Source organism: Hymenobacter miniatus, assembly GCF_016427455.1.
In the GTDB taxonomy this organism is placed as follows: Bacteria; Bacteroidota; Bacteroidia; order Cytophagales; family Hymenobacteraceae; genus Hymenobacter; species Hymenobacter armeniacus.
Window position 1 is genome coordinate 100,535 of record NZ_JAELXR010000004.1, and the last position, 17,163, is coordinate 117,697.

Sequence of the window (17,163 nt, forward strand, 5' to 3'; positions counted from 1 at the left end):
AGACAAAGTAAGCCCGTGGCAAACGGCTGGGCAACGCCGGAGGTTTGAAAATGGGAGCAGAGCGGTTCAACGTGTGCGGTGCCCCGTGGGGCCACGTTCCAGGCGCCGGACAAGGCGGCGCCCCAGTTCTTGCCCCGGAACTTCTACCAGCCGATGAAGCACAACGCTCGCGACCGCACCCAGCCCCAGCACTAAGCAAAACCGAAGTCCAATGCCGAGCAGGGCCGACGCGGTGCCGCTCACCGGCACCAGTTGCGCCACGCCAAAATGCCCCAACCCATACAGCACCATAAAGTGCGAGAGGTAGAGGCAATAGCTATGAGTGCCCAGAAACGTGGTGGCCCGGTTGACCAACGGCCGCAGGCCGCCGCGGCTCATCACCCAGGTCAGCCCGAAGAAAAAGGTGCCAAACACATAGTGCAGGCTGCCCCCAAGGGGCCGGACGGTGCATAGCACAGCCACGGCCGCCGCTGCCAGCAACGCCCACGTGGAACGGCGCAGGGCGCGCGCCTCGGGTGGCCCGGTGCACACCCGGTTGAGCAGCACGCCCAGCCCGAAATGCGGCAACTGGCTGGGAAACCACCAGAACAGGTATTGCCACCAGAGCGTAGCGTCGGCGATGGGCTGGCGCGGCAACAGCACGAGTGTACTCGCCACGCCCACCGCCACGCTGATGGCTACGAAACGGGCGGCGCGGTCGGCCGTGCCCAGGCTCGCAAACAGCCACGGCGCCACGGCATAAAACCATACTTCCACGCTGATGCTCCAGCCCCCGGGCACCGGATTGTTCAGCCAGTAAGGGCTTAGGCCGTTGAGAAAGGTGAGGTGGGCCAGCGTGTTGGCAGGGGTAGCGGTGCTGGGCTGCCCACTCAGCCACGGCCAAAGAAACCCGTAAAAAAGCACGCCCAGCCAGTAAAGCGGGGCAATGCGAAAGAGCCGCCGCAAAAAGAAATTGCGGGTGGGTGCCTGCTCGTTTCGCCGGGTTTGGGCGGAGCGGCACAGGGTGAAGGCGCTCACCAGAAAAAACAGCTGCACGCCTCGGCTACCCACGTCGAAGGCATTGCGCAGCCAGAGGTTGAGCCAGTGCAGCTCGGTGCCATACACCACCGTATGAATAAACAACACGCCGATGATGGCCAAGCCCCGCAACGCGTCGACGTAGGCAAGTCTGGCCGCAGAATCGGCAGGGGCGACAACCGGACGCATGGCAAGCACAACGGCAAAAGGCGCGCTACCGCTCCCCGCGCAAAATGAGCGCAAACACGGCGTAGTTCAGCATGTCGCGGTAGCTGCCTTCCACGCTTTCGCTCACCCAGGCGTCGCCCCCAATGTCTTCGAGCTGCTTCACGCGGTGGAGCTTCATCAGGATGAGGTCGGTGATGCTGGACACGCGCATCTGGCGCCAGGCCTCGCCGTAGTCGTGGTTTTTGGCCAGCAGCAGGCGGCGGTTTTCGGCGGCTTCCTCGTCGTAGGCGGCGGCCACGGCCTCGGGCGTCAGGTCGAGGGGCGTGTCGGGCGGCAGGTGCAGCTGCATCAGGGCAATGAGGCAGTAGTTGATGATGGCCACAAACTCCTCGTTCACGTCGTCGGCCACGAGCTGCACGCCGGTTTCCTGAATGGTCCGGATGCGGTTGGCCTTGATGAAAATCTGGTCCGTGACCGAGGGCAGCCGCAGGATGCGCCAGGCCGTGCCGTAGTCGTGGGTTTTGGCCAAGAACAGGGCGCGGCAGCGGGCCAGCAGCAGGTCGTAGTGCTCGGGGGTTTGCAAGGGGGGAGGTGGGTGGTGAGGTGGTGAAGGAGGGAGGTTGGAATCCCGCCTCAAGCCGCAAGTTCGGTTCATCGGCCGGATATTGGCGCTTTCACCGCCTCGCGCCTCCCGTCTATGTCGTCATCTATCGTTAAGCCAATCGCAAGCTTACCCTTTCACCACCTCACCACCTCCCTGCTCAGCCCCCACGGCCGCCTGCTCAGCCTGCGCCGCCCGCAGGTAATGGGCATTCTCAACCTCACGCCCGACTCGTTTTTTGACGGCAGCCGCGTGGCTTCGGAAAAAGACCTGCTCACCCGCGCCGAAGCCATGCTGAAAGCCGGCGCCGCCGTACTCGACCTCGGCGCCTACAGCACCCGCCCCGGCGCCGCCGACATCCCGGAAGCCGAAGAAACCCAGCGCCTGCTGCCTGCCCTGGCCGCCCTGCGCCGCGAATTCCCCGACGCTTTTCTTTCCGCCGACACCTTTCGGGCCGGCGTGGCCGATGCCGCCGTGGCCGCCGGCGCCGACCTGGTGAACGACGTGGGCGGCGGCACCCTCGACCCCCAGATGTTTGCCACCGTGGGCCGCCTGCGCGTGCCCTACGTGCTGATGCACCTGCGCGGCACCCCCCAAACCATGAGCAAGCTGACGCACTACGAAGACGACCTCGTGCTCACGCTGCTGCGCTACTTCCGCGACGGACTGGACGCCCTGCGCCGGGCCGGCGCCGTCGATGTGGTGCTCGACCCCGGCTTCGGCTTTGCCAAAACTGCTGCCCAAAGCCACGAGTTGCTGCGCCGCCTGCCCGAACTGCACGCCCTGGGCCTGCCCATCTTGGCCGGCCTCTCGCGCAAACGCATGGTGTACGGCCCGCTGGGCCTGGGCCCGGAGGCGGCGCTCAACGGCACCACGGCCCTGCACGTAGTGGCCCTGCAGGGCGGCGCCCACCTGCTGCGCGCGCACGACGTGGCCGAAGCCGTGCAAACCATTCGGCTGTGGGAGCAGGTGAGGGGGGAAGAGGGGGAGGAGGTTGTGCAGGTCCGGTAGGCGCCGTCAGGAAGAAAAAAGGTCAAAGCCGCCAGCAAAACAGGAAGAATTGCCCTATTTGCGCTATATTTCAGATAAAGCGTCTTTACCCTTCTCCTTCTACCTATGGCTCGCCGAGAAAGGCCTCACCAGCGCCTAGAAGCATGGCGCGTCTCCTTTGAGTTCGTGGCTACGGTGTACGCGTTGTCGGCGGCGTTTCCAAAGCACGAATTGTTTGGGTTGACGTCGCAGGTACGGCGGGCCGCTGCTTCCGTGCCGCTGAACATTGCCGAAGGGGCCGGCCGGTTTTCCTCAGCCGAGTTTGTTCGGTTCCTGTACATTGCCCGCGGGTCGGCCGGTGAAACCGAAACCGCCCTACTCATTGCCGAACGTCTCCAGTACCTCACCGATGCCCAAACCGATGCATGCCTGGAAACATTGAGTCATGTGGTTAGCCTACTGAATGGTTTGATTCGAAAACACAAAAGCGCTGCCAACGAAACTGAATAGATAACGGCTCCGGTAAGCGAAAAGGCAGCGCAGCACGCAATTCTTGCTTCAATTTGCCGTCCTTGCGTCAGCTCTTCTCCCCTACTTCCCTTCTCTCCATCTTCCCAAAATTCCATGTCCGGCCCGTTCCCCATCAATTTCCTGCGCTTCGGCTGGATTGACGCGGCCGACGTGTTGCTGGTGACGGTGCTGCTCTACCAGCTCTACAAGCTGCTGCGCGGCTCGGTGGCCCTCAACGTGGCCCTGGGACTCATTTCGTTCTACGTGCTCTACCTGCTGGTGAAAGCCACCGGCATGGAGCTGCTCACCAAAATTCTGGGGCAGTTCATGAGCGTGGGCGTGCTGGCCAGCATCATTTTGTTTCAGCAGGAAATCCGGCGGTTTTTGCTGAGCGTGGGCAAGGCCACGGCCCTGGAGCGCATGCGCGGCTGGACCTGGGGCCGCCCCGCCGAAGCCGCGCCGCTCTCAGTGGGCCCGTTTGTGGAAGCGGCCAAAAGCCTCTCCAACAAATACACCGGGGCCCTCATCTGTTTTGCCCAAGCGTCGGACCTCACCTCGTTTGCCGAGTCCGGCGACCGCCTCGACGCCGAAATCAGCAAGCGCTTGCTGCTGTCCATCTTCAACAAAACCTCGCCCCTGCACGACGGCGCCGTGATTGTGGCCGGCGGCCGCCTGCAGGCCGCGCGCTGCATCCTGCCGGTGAGCGAAAACCCCGACGTGCCCGCCTCCCTGGGCCTGCGCCACCGCGCTGCCATCGGCCTGAGCGAAATCACCGACGCGGTGGTGCTGGTGGTGAGCGAAGAAACCGGCGCCATGAGCCTCGTGCGCCACGGCGAAGTGCACCGCAACCTGGCCACGGCCGAGCTGCGCGCCCGCCTCAACGAGTGGCTGCTCAGCAGCGCCGGCCGTCCTGCCACCGTGCCAGCCAAGTCCGAAGCCGCGGCGTAGCCGCCGGACAGAGGCCAATAGGCTGCGCTGCGGCGCTTAGTTCGGCGAAATAATAATCGCAATGTAGACATGTGCCTTACCCACAGTGGTGTGAGGGTGGTTTTTGCGTGGGTGGAGTAGCGAGGCGCGAGGGGCTTATTAGGTTTTTGGGCATTTCGTTTTTACTTTTCTCGGAATATTCCTGTGCCAAGGCGGAAGGGTAGGCGTGTTGCAGCCGACGAACCTATCGGCTTGAAATCCTGCCTGCTCTCCAGTTGCCTGCGCCGGAATTACTGCGTTCTACCACCCGTTGCTGCGCTTTTTTCCTTCACTCTTTCCTCTTTTCACCCACCGTATTCCTCACTTTTACCTTCTTTTTATGCATAAAAAAATACTTCGCGAGCCGCAGCAGTTGCGGCTCGGAATTCTGACAGCGCGCAAGCGACTGTTGGGGCTGATGGGTGCGGGTGCACTGCTGCTCAGTAGCTTGAGCGCGCAAGCCCAGCTGTCCGGCGCCAAATCCATTCCCGGCGATTACGCCACAGTGGCGGCGGCCGTCACGGCCCTGAACGCACAGGGCGTGGGTTCGGGCGGGGTAACGTTCAATATCGCCCCGGGCTACACCGAAACGGTGTCCAACGTGCTCATCACGGCTAGCGGCACAGCCGCCAACCCCATCGTGTTCCAGAAAGGAGCCGGCACGGGCGCCAACCCGCTCTTCACGGGCGGCACGGGCGTGTCGACCACGCTCGACTCCTTCTTCACGCTGCAGGGCGCCGACTACGTCACCTTCGACGGCCTGTCCCTGGTGGACCCCGCCGCCAACGCCACCACCACCACGCAGATAGAATGGGGCTTTGCCCTGCTCAAAACCAGCTCGCCCGCCGTGGACGGCTGCCAGAACGTGGTGATTCGCAACTGCGCCATCACGCTGCAGAAAGGCACCGCCACCTCGGGCATTTACTCGGCCAACCACACGCCGGCCAGCACCACCACGCTGGCGCCGGCCACGCTGGCGGGCACCAACTCCAACAACAAGTTCTACGGCAACACCATCAGCCGGGTCAATAACGGTATTTACGTGGCGGGCTACGCGGCGGCCACTCCCTACCTCTACTACGACCAGAACAACGAAATCGGCAGCGTGCTGAGCGGCACCACCGCCACCGGCAACACCATCACCGACTACGGCACCACCACCACGGCCTACGGCATCTACTCCATCTACCAGCACGGGGTGAAGGTGCAGGGCAACACCGTGACCACCACCACGGCGGCCACCACCGCGGGCCCCACCAGCACGCTTTACGGCATTCTGGTGACCACGGGCGGCAGCGCCGACCTGCTGGGCAACACCGTGACGGTGAATACCTCCACCACCACCTCGACGAGCTACGGCATCCAGAACGCCAGCGGCGCTAACGGCCTCAATGGGGCTGCCACGACGGTGAACATGGGCAACAACAGCCTGAGCATGAACTCGACCACCACCACCACGGGGGTGTTCTACGGCGTGTACAACACGGGCACGCCGAACAACCTGAACATGTTCGCCAACACCATCAGCAACTGGAACCGCACGGGCACGTCGGCGTTCAACTACCTGCTCTACGTGAGCTCGAGCCCCACCGCCACGCTGAACGTGTACAACAACACCATCAGCGACGTGACGACCACGGGCGCTACCAGCGGCATCTACGGCTACTATGGCTTCCCGGCCAGCACGGCCGCTACGCAGTACTACGGCAACACCATTCAGAACGTGACCTGCGACGGCAACACGCTGTATGGCATGTACCTGAGCGGTGGCGGCAACGTGGACGTGTACCGCAACCGCGTGTCGGGCCTCACGGCCAACGGCACCACGGCCACCATCTACGGCATTTACACCACGGGCACCACCACCACGCTGACCAACAACCTGATGGGGGACTTCAAGGCCCCTGCCGCTTCGAACACCACCGCCCTGACGGGCTTGTACTTGGCCGGTGGCACCACGGTGAACGCCCAGTACAACAGCATCTACCTCAATGGCAGCAGCTCGGGCGCCAACTTTGGTACCTCGGGCATCTACTTCACTTCCACGGCCACCACGCTGGTGACCCTGCGCAACAACGTGGTGGTGAACACCTCCACAGCCGCGGGCACGGGCAGCACCATCGCCCTTCGCCGCTCGACCGGCACGGTGGGCGTTGCGCCCACCAACCTGACCACCGCCACCAACAACAACCTGTACTACGCCGGCGCCCCGGCTACGACCGGCAACCTGATTTACGGCGAAGGCACCGCCACCCTCACCAACGGCCTGTCGGCCCTGGCCGACTACAAGGCATTCCTGACCGACCGCGAAGGCAATTCGGTGACCGAAAACGTGCCCTTCGTGAGCACCGTGGGCACCAACGCTAACTTCTTGAAAGTGAGCACTACCACGCCCACGCAGGTGGAAGGCGGCGGCGTGCCCATTGCGGGCATCACCACCGACTATGCCAACGCCACGCGCAGCGCCACCGCGCCCGACCTGGGCGCCTACGAAGGCACGTACCAGCCGCTCGACCTCACCGGCCCCGCCATTCTGAACGCCACGCTGAGCAATACCAACAGCACGGCCAACCGCACGCTGGTGGTGACCATCAGCGACGCCGCGGGCGTGGCCACGGGGGCCAACGCCCCGCGCCTGTACTACCGCAAAGGCACCTCGGGCGCCTATGTGTTCGTGAACGCCACCAGCGTGAGCGGCAACCAGTACACCTTCACGCTGAACTACGCCCTGCTGCCCGGCGGCACCGTGGCCACCGGCGACGTGATTCAATACTACGTGGCGGCCCAGGACCTGGCCGCTACCCCCAACGTGAGCACCGCCCCCAATGGCGGCACCGGCGCCACGCCTCCCGGCACCACGGCCCCGGCCACGCCCGGCTCCTACCAGATTGTGGGTGTGCTGAGCGGCATCTACTACGTGGGTACCTCCACGCCCCCGGCCGGCACCCCCGCCGACCGCGTGTACCCGACCCTGACCGCCGCCGCCAATGCCTACAACGTCAATGTGCTAGGCGGGGCGGTGACGTTCTACCTGCTCGACGCGACATATTCAACGGCCGAGACGTTTCCCATCGTGTTCAACGCCAACGCCTCGGCGTCGGCCACCAACACGGTTCGCATCAGCCCCTACACGGGTGTGACGAGCACCATCACCGGCGCGGCCAACAGCCTGCTCCAGTTTAAGGCCACTACCTACCTCACGTTCGACGGCTCGAACGTGGTGGGCGGCACCCAGCGCAACCTCACGCTGAACAACACCCAGACCACGGCCTCCGGCGTTGTCATCGTGGGCAGCCAGGGCCTGGGCAACGGCACCTCGTTCCTTGCCTTGCGCAACCTGAACCTGCGCGGCGCCAGCAACGGCAATTCGAGCTCGTTTGGCATCCTGGTGTCGGCCACGCCGACGGGCACTCCCGCCACGGGCACCGGCGCCGACAACGACAACCTGACCATTCAGAACAACTCGATTTCGGGCGTGTACTACGGCATTTATGCCGGGGGCACCACGGCCGTGAGCGCCGGCGGCCTCGACGGCCTGACCATTTCGAACAACCTGATTGGGCCGGCCACGGCCGCCGCCGCCGATAACATCGGCAACACCGGCCTGTACCTGACCAACGCCGTGAACCCGGTGGTGAGCGGCAACACGGTGCGCAACGTGACGGCCTCGACCACCACCTACGGCATGAACTTCCCGGCCGGCGTAAACGGCGCCACGGTGAGCCAGAACATCATCAGCGGCGTTTCGACGAGCAGCACCAACGCCTACGGCATCTACCTGGGCACGAACTTCATCAACGGCGTAGTGGACCGCAACCGCGTTGAAAACGTGGTGGGCGCGCCCACCGGCGGCTACGGCGGCAAGGGCATCGACATCGCCACCGGCAACGCCACCAGCAACCTGGTGGTGAGCAACAACCTGATTTCGGGCATGAACGGCTCGGGCTGGAGCACCCTCACTTCGGACGCCATCATCGGCATTCGCGTGAGCAGCGGCTCGGGCATCACGGTGGCCTACAACTCGGTAAACCTGTACGGTTCCTACCTGACGGCTTCGACCAGTGCCTACCTCTCGGCGGCGCTGTTTGTGAACACGGGCTCGACCAACCTGACCGTGGCCAACAACGTGCTGGTGAACACGCTCACCAACGCGGGCGGCACGGCCAGCGTGGCGTACTCGTTCTACACCTTCGCGCCGGCTTCGGCCTACACCGTGCTCAACAGCAACGACTACTACGTGGCCGGTGCCCAGGGCGTGCTGGCCAACGTGGGCGGCTCGGGCGGCATTTCGACCGCCACGGCGGTGGCCACGCTCGCGGCCCTGCAAACGGCCACCGGCAAAGACGCCAGCTCGGTGAGCGCCGACCCCATCTTCGCTTCGAACACCGACCTGAAATCGAGCCAACCGGCGCTTAACAACGTGGGCACGCCCGTAGCGGGCATCACCACGGACTTTACCGGCGCGGCGCGCTCGGCCACCACGCCCGACATCGGCGCGTATGAGTTCACGCCCCAGCCCATCGACATCGCCGCCAGCGCGCTGGTGTCGCCGGTGAACTCGGGCACCTCGACCTGCTTCGGTGCCGGCACGCCCGTGACGGTGCAAGTGCGCAACAACGGCACGGCGACGCTCAACTTTGCCACCAACCCCCTCACGGTGACGGTGGTCATCACCGGCCCCACGGGCACCACCCCGCAGACGCTGACGCAGGTCATCAACACGGGCACGCTGGCCTCGACGGCCACGCAGAACATCACGCTGACCAGCCTGGCCAACTTCACCACGCTGGGCACCTACTCCTTCGGCGTGACCACCACCGTAACCGGCGACCTGAACACCACCAACGACGTGCTGACCCCCGCGGCCACACTCAACGTGGTGGCCCCGGTGGCCGGCACGCTCTCGCCGTCTACGTATTCGATTTGCGTGAGTGGCTCCACCACGCTGACCCTGGCCGGCGCCGCCAACGGCAGCATCCAGTACCAGAGCAGCACCAGCGCTACCGGTCCGTTCTCCGACATCAGCGGGGCGACGTCGGCCACTTACACCACGCCCACGCTCACCAGCACCACCTACTACCGGGCCGTGGTGAGCTGCGGCAACAACTCGGCTACCTCCAACGTGAGCACCGTGGCGGTGAACAACCCGGTGATTTCGGCCGCGCCCTCGCCGGTGAGCACCTGCGCCGGGGCCACGGCTTCGCTTTCGGCCACCGTGCCGTCGGGTGTGAGCGTGCGCTACTTCACCACCGCCACCGGCGGCACGGCTGTTGGCACGGGCAACCCCTTCACCACCCCCGCCCTCACGGCCAGCACCACCTACTACGCCGAAGCCTTCGCCGGCGCCCAGGAGTATGTGGGCAAGCCTTCTACCACGGGCACCGACGGCACCAACACCATCGGTGGCCTGTACTTCACGGCCACGGCTCCCACGGTTATCACCAACGTGACGGTGTACCGCACGGCCAACGCCGCCGCGGGCACGGCCACTATCCAACTGCTGAACGGCAGCACCACCAGCGGCACGCCGGTGGCCAGCGTCACGGTGCCGGTGCCGGCCAACACCACCGCTGCCATCTCGCCCACGGTGCTCACGCTGAATCTGGCAGTGCCCGCCGCCGGCTCGTACACGCTGTACCTGAGCGCGGCTACCCCGAGCCTCATCCGCGACTTCAGCAGCACGCCCCAGCCGGCCACGGCGTATCCCTACACTTCGCCGAGCGGGTTGATTAGCATCACCAGCTCGACGCTGGGCAATGATTACTACTACTTCTTCTACAACTGGCAGATTGGCTCCGAGTGCGTGGGCGGCTCGCGCACGCCCATCCAGGTGAACGTGACCCCCGGCCTGGTGGCCTCCCTGCCGGTGGCAGCCTTCACGAGCTGCGGCCAGACGCCTTACCAGCTGAACGGCGCCATCGCCGGCACGGCCACGGGCGCCGTGTACACGAGCACGGGCACGGGCACGTTCTCGCCCAACGCCACCACGCTGAACGCCACCTACACGCCTTCGGCCGCCGACGTAGCCGCTGGCACCGTCACCATCACCCTGACCCCGACGGGCCCGGCCGCGCCGTGCACCTCGACGGGCCGCGTGGTGCTCACCCTGCAGGCGGCGCCCAACGCGGCGTTCTCGTATCCCGCCGGCACGTACTGCACCAACTCGCCGGTGACGGTGGCGCCGGTGCTGGCGCCGGGCGCGGTGGCCGGCACGTTTGCCACCACGGGCTTTGGCCTGCGCATCGACCCCGTGACCGGGGTGATTAACCTGGCCAACACGAACATCGACGGCACCTTCACGGTGACCAACACGGTGGCCGGCACGGGCGCCTGCGCGTCCTTCACCGCCACCACCACGTTCACGGTCATCTTCGGCATTGGCCAGCCCACGCTCACGGCCACGCCGCAGGCGGGCGGGTCGGTGCTGCTGAGCACCCCGGTGCTGGCCGGCGCCACGTACCAGTTCTTCAAGGGCAGCCCGGCCGTGGCCGTGGGCCCGCCCAGCAGCGCCAACACGCTGCTGCTCTCGGCCGGCACCCAAACCGGCAGCTACACCGTGGTCGTGACGGCCACCACCGGTTGCTCGTCCATCCCCTCGGCGCCGGTATCGGTGGTGGTGACCGGTACGCAGACGGCCACGCGCAACGGCGTGAGCCTGCTGGTGTACCCCAACCCCACGCCCAACGGCAACCTTACCGTGGAGCTCCGTGGCACGAAGGCCAACGCCTCGCAGTTTACGGTTTTCAACGCCCTGGGCCAAGTGGTACGCACCGGCACGCTGGGCGCGGGCCTCGAGTCGCTGAGCCTGAGCAACCTGTCTTCGGGCGTGTACACCCTCCGCGTGCAAACTTCGGAAGGCGTGCTCACGCAGCGCATCGTGCGGGAATAGCCCCACGCTTCGCGTAATTGAAAAGCCCCGCTGGCAAGCTGCCAGCGGGGCTTTTTTGTGCAGGTGCGGCGCTGCCTCACGGCGTGTTGGTCACCACTTGGCCGCTGGCCGACTGCTCGGCACCCGGCTCCTTGAGCGTGCCCAGCTCCTTGCCCACGGCGATGAAGGCGGCAATGGCCTTGTCGAGGTGCGCGCGGGTGTGGCCGGCCGAGAGCTGCACCCGGATGCGGGCCTGGCCCTGCGGCACCACGGGGTAGTAGAAGCCCACCACGTAAATGCCCTGGTCGAGCATTTTGGCCGCGAACTCCTGGGCCAGCTTGGCGTCATACAGCATGACGGGCACGATGGGGTGCTGGCCGGGGCGAATGTCGAACCCGGCTTCGGTCATCTTCTCACGGAAGTATTTGGTGTTTTCTTCGAGCTGGTCGCGCAGCTGGGTGCTTTCCGTGAGCAGTTCCAGCACGCGCAGGCTGGCGCCCACGATGGCCGGCGCCAGCGTGTTGGAGAACAAATACGGCCGGCTGCGCTGGCGCAGCATGTCGATGATTTCCTTGCGGCCCGAGGTGAAGCCGCCCATGGCGCCGCCCAGCGCCTTGCCCAGCGTGCCGGTGATGATGTCGACGCGGCCCATCACGCCGCGCAGCTCGTGGGTGCCGCGGCCGGTTTTGCCCAAAAAGCCGCTGCTGTGGCATTCGTCCACCATCACCAAAGCCTGGTACTTGTCGGCGAGGTCGCAGATTTTGTCGAGCTGCGCAATGGTGCCGTCCATCGAGAACGAACCGTCCGTGACGATGATGCGGTGGCGCGTGCCCTTGGCCTGGGCGTCCTGGAGCTGTTTTTCCAGGTCGGCCATGTCGTTGTGGGCGTAGCGGTAGCGCTGGGCTTTGCACAGGCGCACGCCGTCGATGATGCTGGCGTGGTTCAGGGCGTCGGAGATAATGGCGTCCTGCTCGTTGAACAGCGGCTCGAACACCCCGCCGTTGGCGTCGAAGGCCGCGGCGTAGAGGATGGTGTCTTCGGTGCCCAGAAACTCGGCCAGCTTCTTTTCCAGCTCTTTGTGAATGTCCTGCGTGCCGCAGATGAAGCGCACCGACGACATGCCGTAGCCGTGCGTGTCGATGGCTTCCTTGGCCGCCTTGATGACCTCGGGGTGGGAGCTCAACCCCAGATAGTTATTGGCGCAAAAGTTCAGCACCTCGCCGGCTTCGTTGGTTTCAATTTCGGCGCCCTGGGGCGAGGTGATGATGCGCTCCTTCTTGAAAAGGCCGGCGTCTTTGATTTTCTGAAGCTCTTGTTCGAGGTCGGGCTGGAGGGTGGCGTACATAAGGTTGGTGAAGTGGTGGGATGATGAATGAATATAAGCACGTCATGCCACGCGTAGTCGAAGCAGGACGCTCTTTGTTGACGGCTTTCACCGGCTGAAAAACGCCTGCACGCCCCGGCGCCCGCTGTCCATCAGCTGCTTTTTCTGGGCATCCGTCACGCGCTTGATTTTGGGGCTGAAGTTCAGGAAGTCGATGTTGATGGTGCGCCGTTGGTCGGCGGGCTGCACGGGGTTGAGGTTTTCGAGGGCCACGGTGTAGAGCGCGGCCATGTAGGAGTTGAAATCCTGGATGTCGTAGGGCGCGAGCTGCTGGCGGCCGGTGGGGGCGGTGTCGAGCGGAATCTGCTCGGCGCGGTCGAGGCGCAGGCCGAGGGTTTCGGGGTTGAAGACGCGGCCGCGCGCGTCGGGCGGGCCCGCGAAGCCGGCGGGCAGGTAGCGCGGGTAGTCGAACATGTCGACCGGATAGTTGGCCAGCAACCCGCCGTCCACCAGCACCTGCACGGGCTGGCCGGGCGCCGGGTTGCCGGTCACCACGTGGCCCTGGGCGTCGAGCAGCACGGCCCGGAAATACAGCGGAATGCTCATGCTGATGCGCACGGCGTCGGCCACGCGCATGGCGGGGTTGGTTTCGTAGCTGAACACCTGCACGCGCTGCAGCGTGAGGTTGGTGCCGGTGGTGTAGAGGTCGCGGAAGCGGCCCGGCTGCTCTTGGGCCAACTGGTGCAGCTCGGCCAGGGTGAGGTTGGGACGCTGGGTTTTGCGGGCCACCAGCTCGCTGAGGTAGGTGGCAAACTCGTCGCCCCTATACCAGCCGTACTGGGTGATGAGCCGGTGCGTGCCCCCAAAAAAGATGAAGCGGCCGTCGTTGAGCCGCTGCACGGGCGTGGCGTTCACCACGGCCACAATCTCGTCGGCGGAGTAGCCCACGGCCAGCAGCGCCGCCTGAATGGCCCCCGCCGAGGTGCCGCCCACCCGCCGGATGCCCTGCAGCAGCCCGCGCTGCTCCAGCTCCTGCAGGGCGCCGCCGTAGGCAATGCCACGGATGCCGCCTCCCTCCATCACGAGGTTGCGGTAGGGCGACGCGGGCGGCGCCTGGCCGCACACCAACGGCCCGCGCAAGAGCACGCTCACGCCAATCAACAAGGAAACCAGCCGGCTTTTCATCGGGCCAAAGATACCGACTGGGGCCAGCCGCAGCCGGATGCCTATCAGGAGTCTTGGGCGTTGCTCTGGGCAAAGTCGCGCAGCAGCTGGCTGACCTCCTTGCAGGGCGCCGCCGTTTGGCCCACGTCGGTGGGCAGGGGCAGGCAGTGCGCCACCTTGTCCACAAAAGCAGCTTCTACGGAAGCGTAGGCCATGGGCCAGGGACCGAAGGAGCGCAGCTCGATGGGCCCGTAGGCGAGCGTGCGCACGTCGTAGTGGCGCGGGTCGTCGTTGATGCGGGCGTACAAGTCGCTCAGGGCCGGCTCGGGGCCTTCCAGCACCTGCAAAAACTGGCCTTTGGCAAAAAGCAGGATGCCCGTGAGGCGGGCCTGCTGGTTGTGCAAGCGGGCCTTGCGCACCAGCGAGGTCAGCGTGACCTCGTGCACGGCGCGGGAGGCCTGACTGCGATAAATCAGGGTGTAGAGAGGGGTGAGCTCGGGCATAGAAAGGACGCAGGGCCTTGGGTGAGGCGGCCTGGCAACGTGGAAGGAGGTAATACGTAGCTTGGCACGTTCGGGCTACGGCGGTGCCGGTATCTTTGCGCCCTTATCCATTCCCACCTGCTCACTCAACTCCGACTTTCCGCATGGCTTCCCCTTCCGGCGACCCCGAAACTCCCCCTGTTCTGCCCGGCTCCGTGCTGGTCATTGGCGCCTGCGGCCAGCTTGGCCTCGAGCTGGTGGCCGCCCTGCGCCAGCGCTACGAGCCCCACCTGGTGGTAGCCGCCGACGTGCGCCCTCCCAAAGACCCCAACCTGCTGGCCGGCGGCCCCTTCGAGCTGCTCGACGTGCTCGACCGCACCCGCCTCGACAAGCTCATCCGCCAGTACCGCCCCAAGCAGATTTACCACCTGGCCGCCCTGCTCTCGGCCACGGCCGAGAAAAACCCGCTCTTCGGCTGGCAGCTGAACATGGACGGCTTGCTCATCGTGCTCGAAGCGGCCGTGGCCCACGGCGTGGCCCAGGTGTACTGGCCCAGCTCCATTGCCGTGTTCGGGCCCGACACCCCGCGCGACCACACGCCCCAGGTCACCATCATGAACCCCAACACGGTGTACGGCATCAGCAAGCTGGCCGGCGAGCAGTGGTGCGAGTGGTACCACCGCAAGCACGGCCTGGACGTGCGCAGCCTGCGCTACCCCGGCCTCATCGGCTACAAGAGCCTGCCCGGCGGCGGCACCACCGACTACGCCGTCGACATTTACCACAAGGCCGTGGCCGGCGCGCCCTACGAGTGCTTTCTCGAAGAAGACACCTACCTGCCGATGATGTACATGCCCGACGCGCTAAAAGCCACGCTGGACCTGATGCACGCCCCGGCCGAACAAATCAAGGTGCGCACCAGCTACAACCTGGGCGCCATGAGCTTCTCGCCGGCCGAAATCACGGCCAGCATCCAGAAGCACGTGCCCGATTTCGAGGTGACCTACGCCCCCGACGCCCGCCAGCAAATTGCCAACTCCTGGCCCGCCAGCATCGACGACTCCAAGGCCCGGCAGGATTGGGGCTGGCAGCCTGAGTTCGACCTCGACAAGATGACGGCCGACATGCTCCTGCATTTGAAGGAGATGCAGCCAGCCTAGGCTTGGGGATGCGCCCAAACAAAGCCCAGCGCCCGCTCAGATTCCTGAGCGGACGCTGGGCTTTCGCGTTTTGCCAGGGGCAGCGGCTACGCTTGCCGGCGAAGGTTCTCCGCGGCTTTGGCTTCGGCCATGCGGTTGCCGCCGGGGCGCTGGGGCACGTTGAAGAGCAGCGACGTGGCCCACGGCACCAGGAAGCAGGCTACCGTGAGGACGGTCAGGGCCACATCGGCGGCTTCGCTTTCCAGGGCTTCGCTCACGGGGTGGCCGGGCAAGAAGTGACTCACCAGCGAGAGCATGAGCTTGAGGCCCAGCAAGGCAATGACCACGAAGGCCGCCGTTTCCAGAAACGGGTACTTGCCCATGAGCAGCACAAAAGCCTGCGCCACCAGCCGCATGGCCAGAATGCCGATGAATACGCCCACGCAAATCAAAATCAGGTTGTCGGTGAAGGCCACCACGGCAAACACGTTGTCGATGCTGAAGGCCAGGTCCATCAGCTCAATGAGCGCCACCGTGGCCCAGAATTTCCCGAACAAACCCAGCGTGTTGCGGTAAAACCAGCTTTTCTCTTTGTTGATGGCTTCGGCGTCGTCGTGCGCGGGCCGGGCCTTGAAGTGCCCATACGCCAGGTACAGCAGGTAGAGCCCGCCCAGCGGCTTCAAAAACCAGAACTGGATGAGAAACGAGGCAAACACGATGCACACGCCCCGAAATACATACGCCCCGATGATGCCGTAGCGCAAGGCCTTGTGCCGCTGCTCCTTGGGCAAGTCGCCCACCATGGTGGCCAGCACCGCCGCATTGTCCACCGAAAGCAGGCTTTCGATGATAACCAGGTTGCCCACGATGGCCAGCGAGGCCAGCGGGTTGTTGAGGATTTGCTCGAGGTAATGGTTCACGGCGGAGAAGCTAGGGAACTTGGGTAACGAGGCGGCAAGTGGAAAGATGCCCAGCGGGCAGTGAGCACAAAAGAACGTCATGCCGCGCGCCGCGCCGCACGAAGTGCTTGCTAAGTGGCGGCACCCAGCAGTTCCGCCATCTCCTCCACTATCGCCTTCCAATTCTCCAGATACAGCATGTGGCCCTGCCCGGGCAGTAGGCGCACCGGCGCGTGGCCCAGCCGCCGGGCCAGATACGGAATGTTGCCGGGCGCCCACACGCCATCGGCCGCGCCGTGCCAGAGGCGCACGGGGGCGCGCACGTCTTCGATGCAGAAGCCGGGTGGGCGGCACCACGCTTGCGCGTCGTCGTACACGCCGCGGCCGTGGTGGGCGAAGCCGGCCACGGCCGCATCGCGCAGCAGGGCCCGAAAATGAGTGGTCACGCGCGCTTCTTCCGAAAACATGAGGCGGATAAACCAGTCGATGGTGCGGTCGGGGTGGCGCCGCCATTGCCGGCTGAACCAGAGAAACGTCGTTCTGTTCAGCCACGGAAAGCCGATTTGGCCCCAGCGCAGGAATTTCCACAGGGGTGAAAGGTGGCGGTAAGCCTCCGGCTCGCCCAGGGGCAGGCAGGTGCTGAGCAGCTGCGCCGCCGCCACCCGTGCCGGGTGCCGCGCCGCCAGCGCCAGCGCGTGCACTCCGCCCACCGACCAGCCCATCACGCCCACCGGCCCGTGGATTTCCAGCGCCTCGAGCATGGCCGCTACGTCATCGGCAAACGAGGGAAACGTGAGCCGCCGGTACACGCTCGACTGGCCCACGCCGGGCCGGTCGGGCGCCAGAATCTGCAGTTGCAGCCGCGCCAGCAGCGCCGCATCGTCGGGCAGCTCCAGCCCCGAGGAGCCGAAGCCGTGGTGAAACACCACCGGTCGGTGGGCGGGGTCGCCGTAGCGCGTCAGGCCCAGGCGGCGGCCGTCGGGCAGGCCGATGGTGAGGGGCGTGGGGCGGCCGGCGGTGGGGGAGGGCATGGCC

The 17,163-nt window shown here is 65.3% G+C and carries 12 protein-coding genes; 5 read left to right on the forward strand and 7 right to left on the reverse strand.

The annotated features are described in order from the left end of the window. Nucleotides 1–66: 66 nt before the first annotated feature. Both JAO73_RS07685 and JAO73_RS07690 read right to left on the reverse strand, forming a co-directional pair. Nucleotides 67–1,206: an acyltransferase family protein gene (locus JAO73_RS07685; protein WP_198976504.1), complete on the reverse strand. Its 1,140-nt coding sequence runs from the start codon at nucleotides 1,204–1,206 to the stop codon at nucleotides 67–69. Nucleotides 1,207–1,231: 25 nt separating this feature from the next. Beyond that, complete coding sequence (locus tag JAO73_RS07690) at nucleotides 1,232–1,768, reverse strand: DUF1599 domain-containing protein (RefSeq protein ID WP_233168877.1); 537 nt, start codon at nucleotides 1,766–1,768, stop codon at nucleotides 1,232–1,234. 114 nt (nucleotides 1,769–1,882) lie between these two features. On the opposite strand from JAO73_RS07690, the gene folP reads away from it, so the two are divergent. The 4 genes from folP (at nucleotide 1,883) to JAO73_RS07710 (ending at nucleotide 11,141) form a co-directional block, all read left to right on the forward strand. After that, the gene (gene folP, locus JAO73_RS07695) at nucleotides 1,883–2,797 is read left to right on the forward strand and encodes a dihydropteroate synthase (protein WP_198976506.1); all 915 of its coding nucleotides are present in this window, start codon (nucleotides 1,883–1,885) and stop codon (nucleotides 2,795–2,797) included. 105 nt (nucleotides 2,798–2,902) lie between these two features. Next, entirely contained in the window at nucleotides 2,903–3,286 is a 384-nt protein-coding gene (locus JAO73_RS07700) for a four helix bundle protein (RefSeq protein WP_198976507.1), read from the forward strand. Nucleotides 3,287–3,400: 114 nt separating this feature from the next. Then, nucleotides 3,401–4,234 (forward strand): diadenylate cyclase CdaA, encoded by an 834-nt coding sequence (cdaA, locus tag JAO73_RS07705; RefSeq protein WP_198976508.1) that lies wholly within the window; start codon nucleotides 3,401–3,403, stop codon nucleotides 4,232–4,234. A 358-nt stretch (nucleotides 4,235–4,592) separates the two neighbouring features. Then, the gene (locus JAO73_RS07710; RefSeq protein WP_198976509.1) at nucleotides 4,593–11,141 is read left to right on the forward strand and encodes a DUF8696 domain-containing protein; all 6,549 of its coding nucleotides are present in this window, start codon (nucleotides 4,593–4,595) and stop codon (nucleotides 11,139–11,141) included. 76 nt (nucleotides 11,142–11,217) lie between these two features. Here the strand turns inward: JAO73_RS07710 and kbl are convergent, their stop codons facing one another. The 3 genes from kbl to JAO73_RS07725 form a co-directional block, all read right to left on the reverse strand. Beyond that, nucleotides 11,218–12,465 carry a glycine C-acetyltransferase gene (gene kbl / locus JAO73_RS07715; RefSeq protein WP_198976510.1) on the reverse strand — a complete coding sequence of 416 codons (1,248 nt, stop codon included), beginning with the start codon at nucleotides 12,463–12,465 and terminating at the stop codon, nucleotides 11,218–11,220. 87 nt (nucleotides 12,466–12,552) lie between these two features. Continuing rightward, nucleotides 12,553–13,629 carry a patatin-like phospholipase family protein gene (locus JAO73_RS07720; RefSeq protein ID WP_198976511.1) on the reverse strand — a complete coding sequence of 359 codons (1,077 nt, stop codon included), beginning with the start codon at nucleotides 13,627–13,629 and terminating at the stop codon, nucleotides 12,553–12,555. A gap of 44 nt (nucleotides 13,630–13,673) precedes the next feature. Then, the gene (locus tag JAO73_RS07725; protein ID WP_198976512.1) at nucleotides 13,674–14,111 is read right to left on the reverse strand and encodes a BLUF domain-containing protein; all 438 of its coding nucleotides are present in this window, start codon (nucleotides 14,109–14,111) and stop codon (nucleotides 13,674–13,676) included. Nucleotides 14,112–14,254: 143 nt separating this feature from the next. Here JAO73_RS07725 and JAO73_RS07730 point away from each other — a divergent pair, with 143 nt between their 5' ends. Further along, the gene (locus JAO73_RS07730) at nucleotides 14,255–15,250 is read left to right on the forward strand and encodes an NAD-dependent epimerase/dehydratase family protein (RefSeq protein WP_190924878.1); all 996 of its coding nucleotides are present in this window, start codon (nucleotides 14,255–14,257) and stop codon (nucleotides 15,248–15,250) included. Between the two features lie 86 nt (nucleotides 15,251–15,336). Here the strand turns inward: JAO73_RS07730 and JAO73_RS07735 are convergent, their stop codons facing one another. Then, nucleotides 15,337–16,149 carry a TerC family protein gene (locus tag JAO73_RS07735; protein WP_198976513.1) on the reverse strand — a complete coding sequence of 271 codons (813 nt, stop codon included), beginning with the start codon at nucleotides 16,147–16,149 and terminating at the stop codon, nucleotides 15,337–15,339. Nucleotides 16,150–16,259: 110 nt separating this feature from the next. Further along, nucleotides 16,260–17,159 (reverse strand): alpha/beta fold hydrolase, encoded by a 900-nt coding sequence (locus JAO73_RS07740; protein WP_198976514.1) that lies wholly within the window; start codon nucleotides 17,157–17,159, stop codon nucleotides 16,260–16,262. Nucleotides 17,160–17,163: the final 4 nt, after the last annotated feature.

What these genes read in the sequence shown, in the direction of transcription:
- kbl (WP_198976510.1), bottom strand. Translation starts at nt 12,465, where the DNA reads ATGTACGCCACCCTCCAGCCCGACCTCGAACAAGAGCTTCAGAAAATC.
- cdaA (WP_198976508.1), top strand. Translation starts at nt 3,401, where the DNA reads ATGTCCGGCCCGTTCCCCATCAATTTCCTGCGCTTCGGCTGGATTGAC.
- JAO73_RS07720 (WP_198976511.1), bottom strand. Translation starts at nt 13,629, where the DNA reads ATGAAAAGCCGGCTGGTTTCCTTGTTGATTGGCGTGAGCGTGCTCTTG.
- JAO73_RS07730 (WP_190924878.1), top strand. Translation starts at nt 14,255, where the DNA reads ATGGCTTCCCCTTCCGGCGACCCCGAAACTCCCCCTGTTCTGCCCGGC.
- folP (WP_198976506.1), top strand. Translation starts at nt 1,883, where the DNA reads ATGTCGTCATCTATCGTTAAGCCAATCGCAAGCTTACCCTTTCACCAC.
- JAO73_RS07740 (WP_198976514.1), bottom strand. Translation starts at nt 17,159, where the DNA reads ATGCCCTCCCCCACCGCCGGCCGCCCCACGCCCCTCACCATCGGCCTG.
- JAO73_RS07710 (WP_198976509.1), top strand. Translation starts at nt 4,593, where the DNA reads ATGCATAAAAAAATACTTCGCGAGCCGCAGCAGTTGCGGCTCGGAATT.
- JAO73_RS07685 (WP_198976504.1), bottom strand. Translation starts at nt 1,206, where the DNA reads ATGCGTCCGGTTGTCGCCCCTGCCGATTCTGCGGCCAGACTTGCCTAC.
- JAO73_RS07725 (WP_198976512.1), bottom strand. Translation starts at nt 14,111, where the DNA reads ATGCCCGAGCTCACCCCTCTCTACACCCTGATTTATCGCAGTCAGGCC.
- JAO73_RS07700 (WP_198976507.1), top strand. Translation starts at nt 2,903, where the DNA reads ATGGCTCGCCGAGAAAGGCCTCACCAGCGCCTAGAAGCATGGCGCGTC.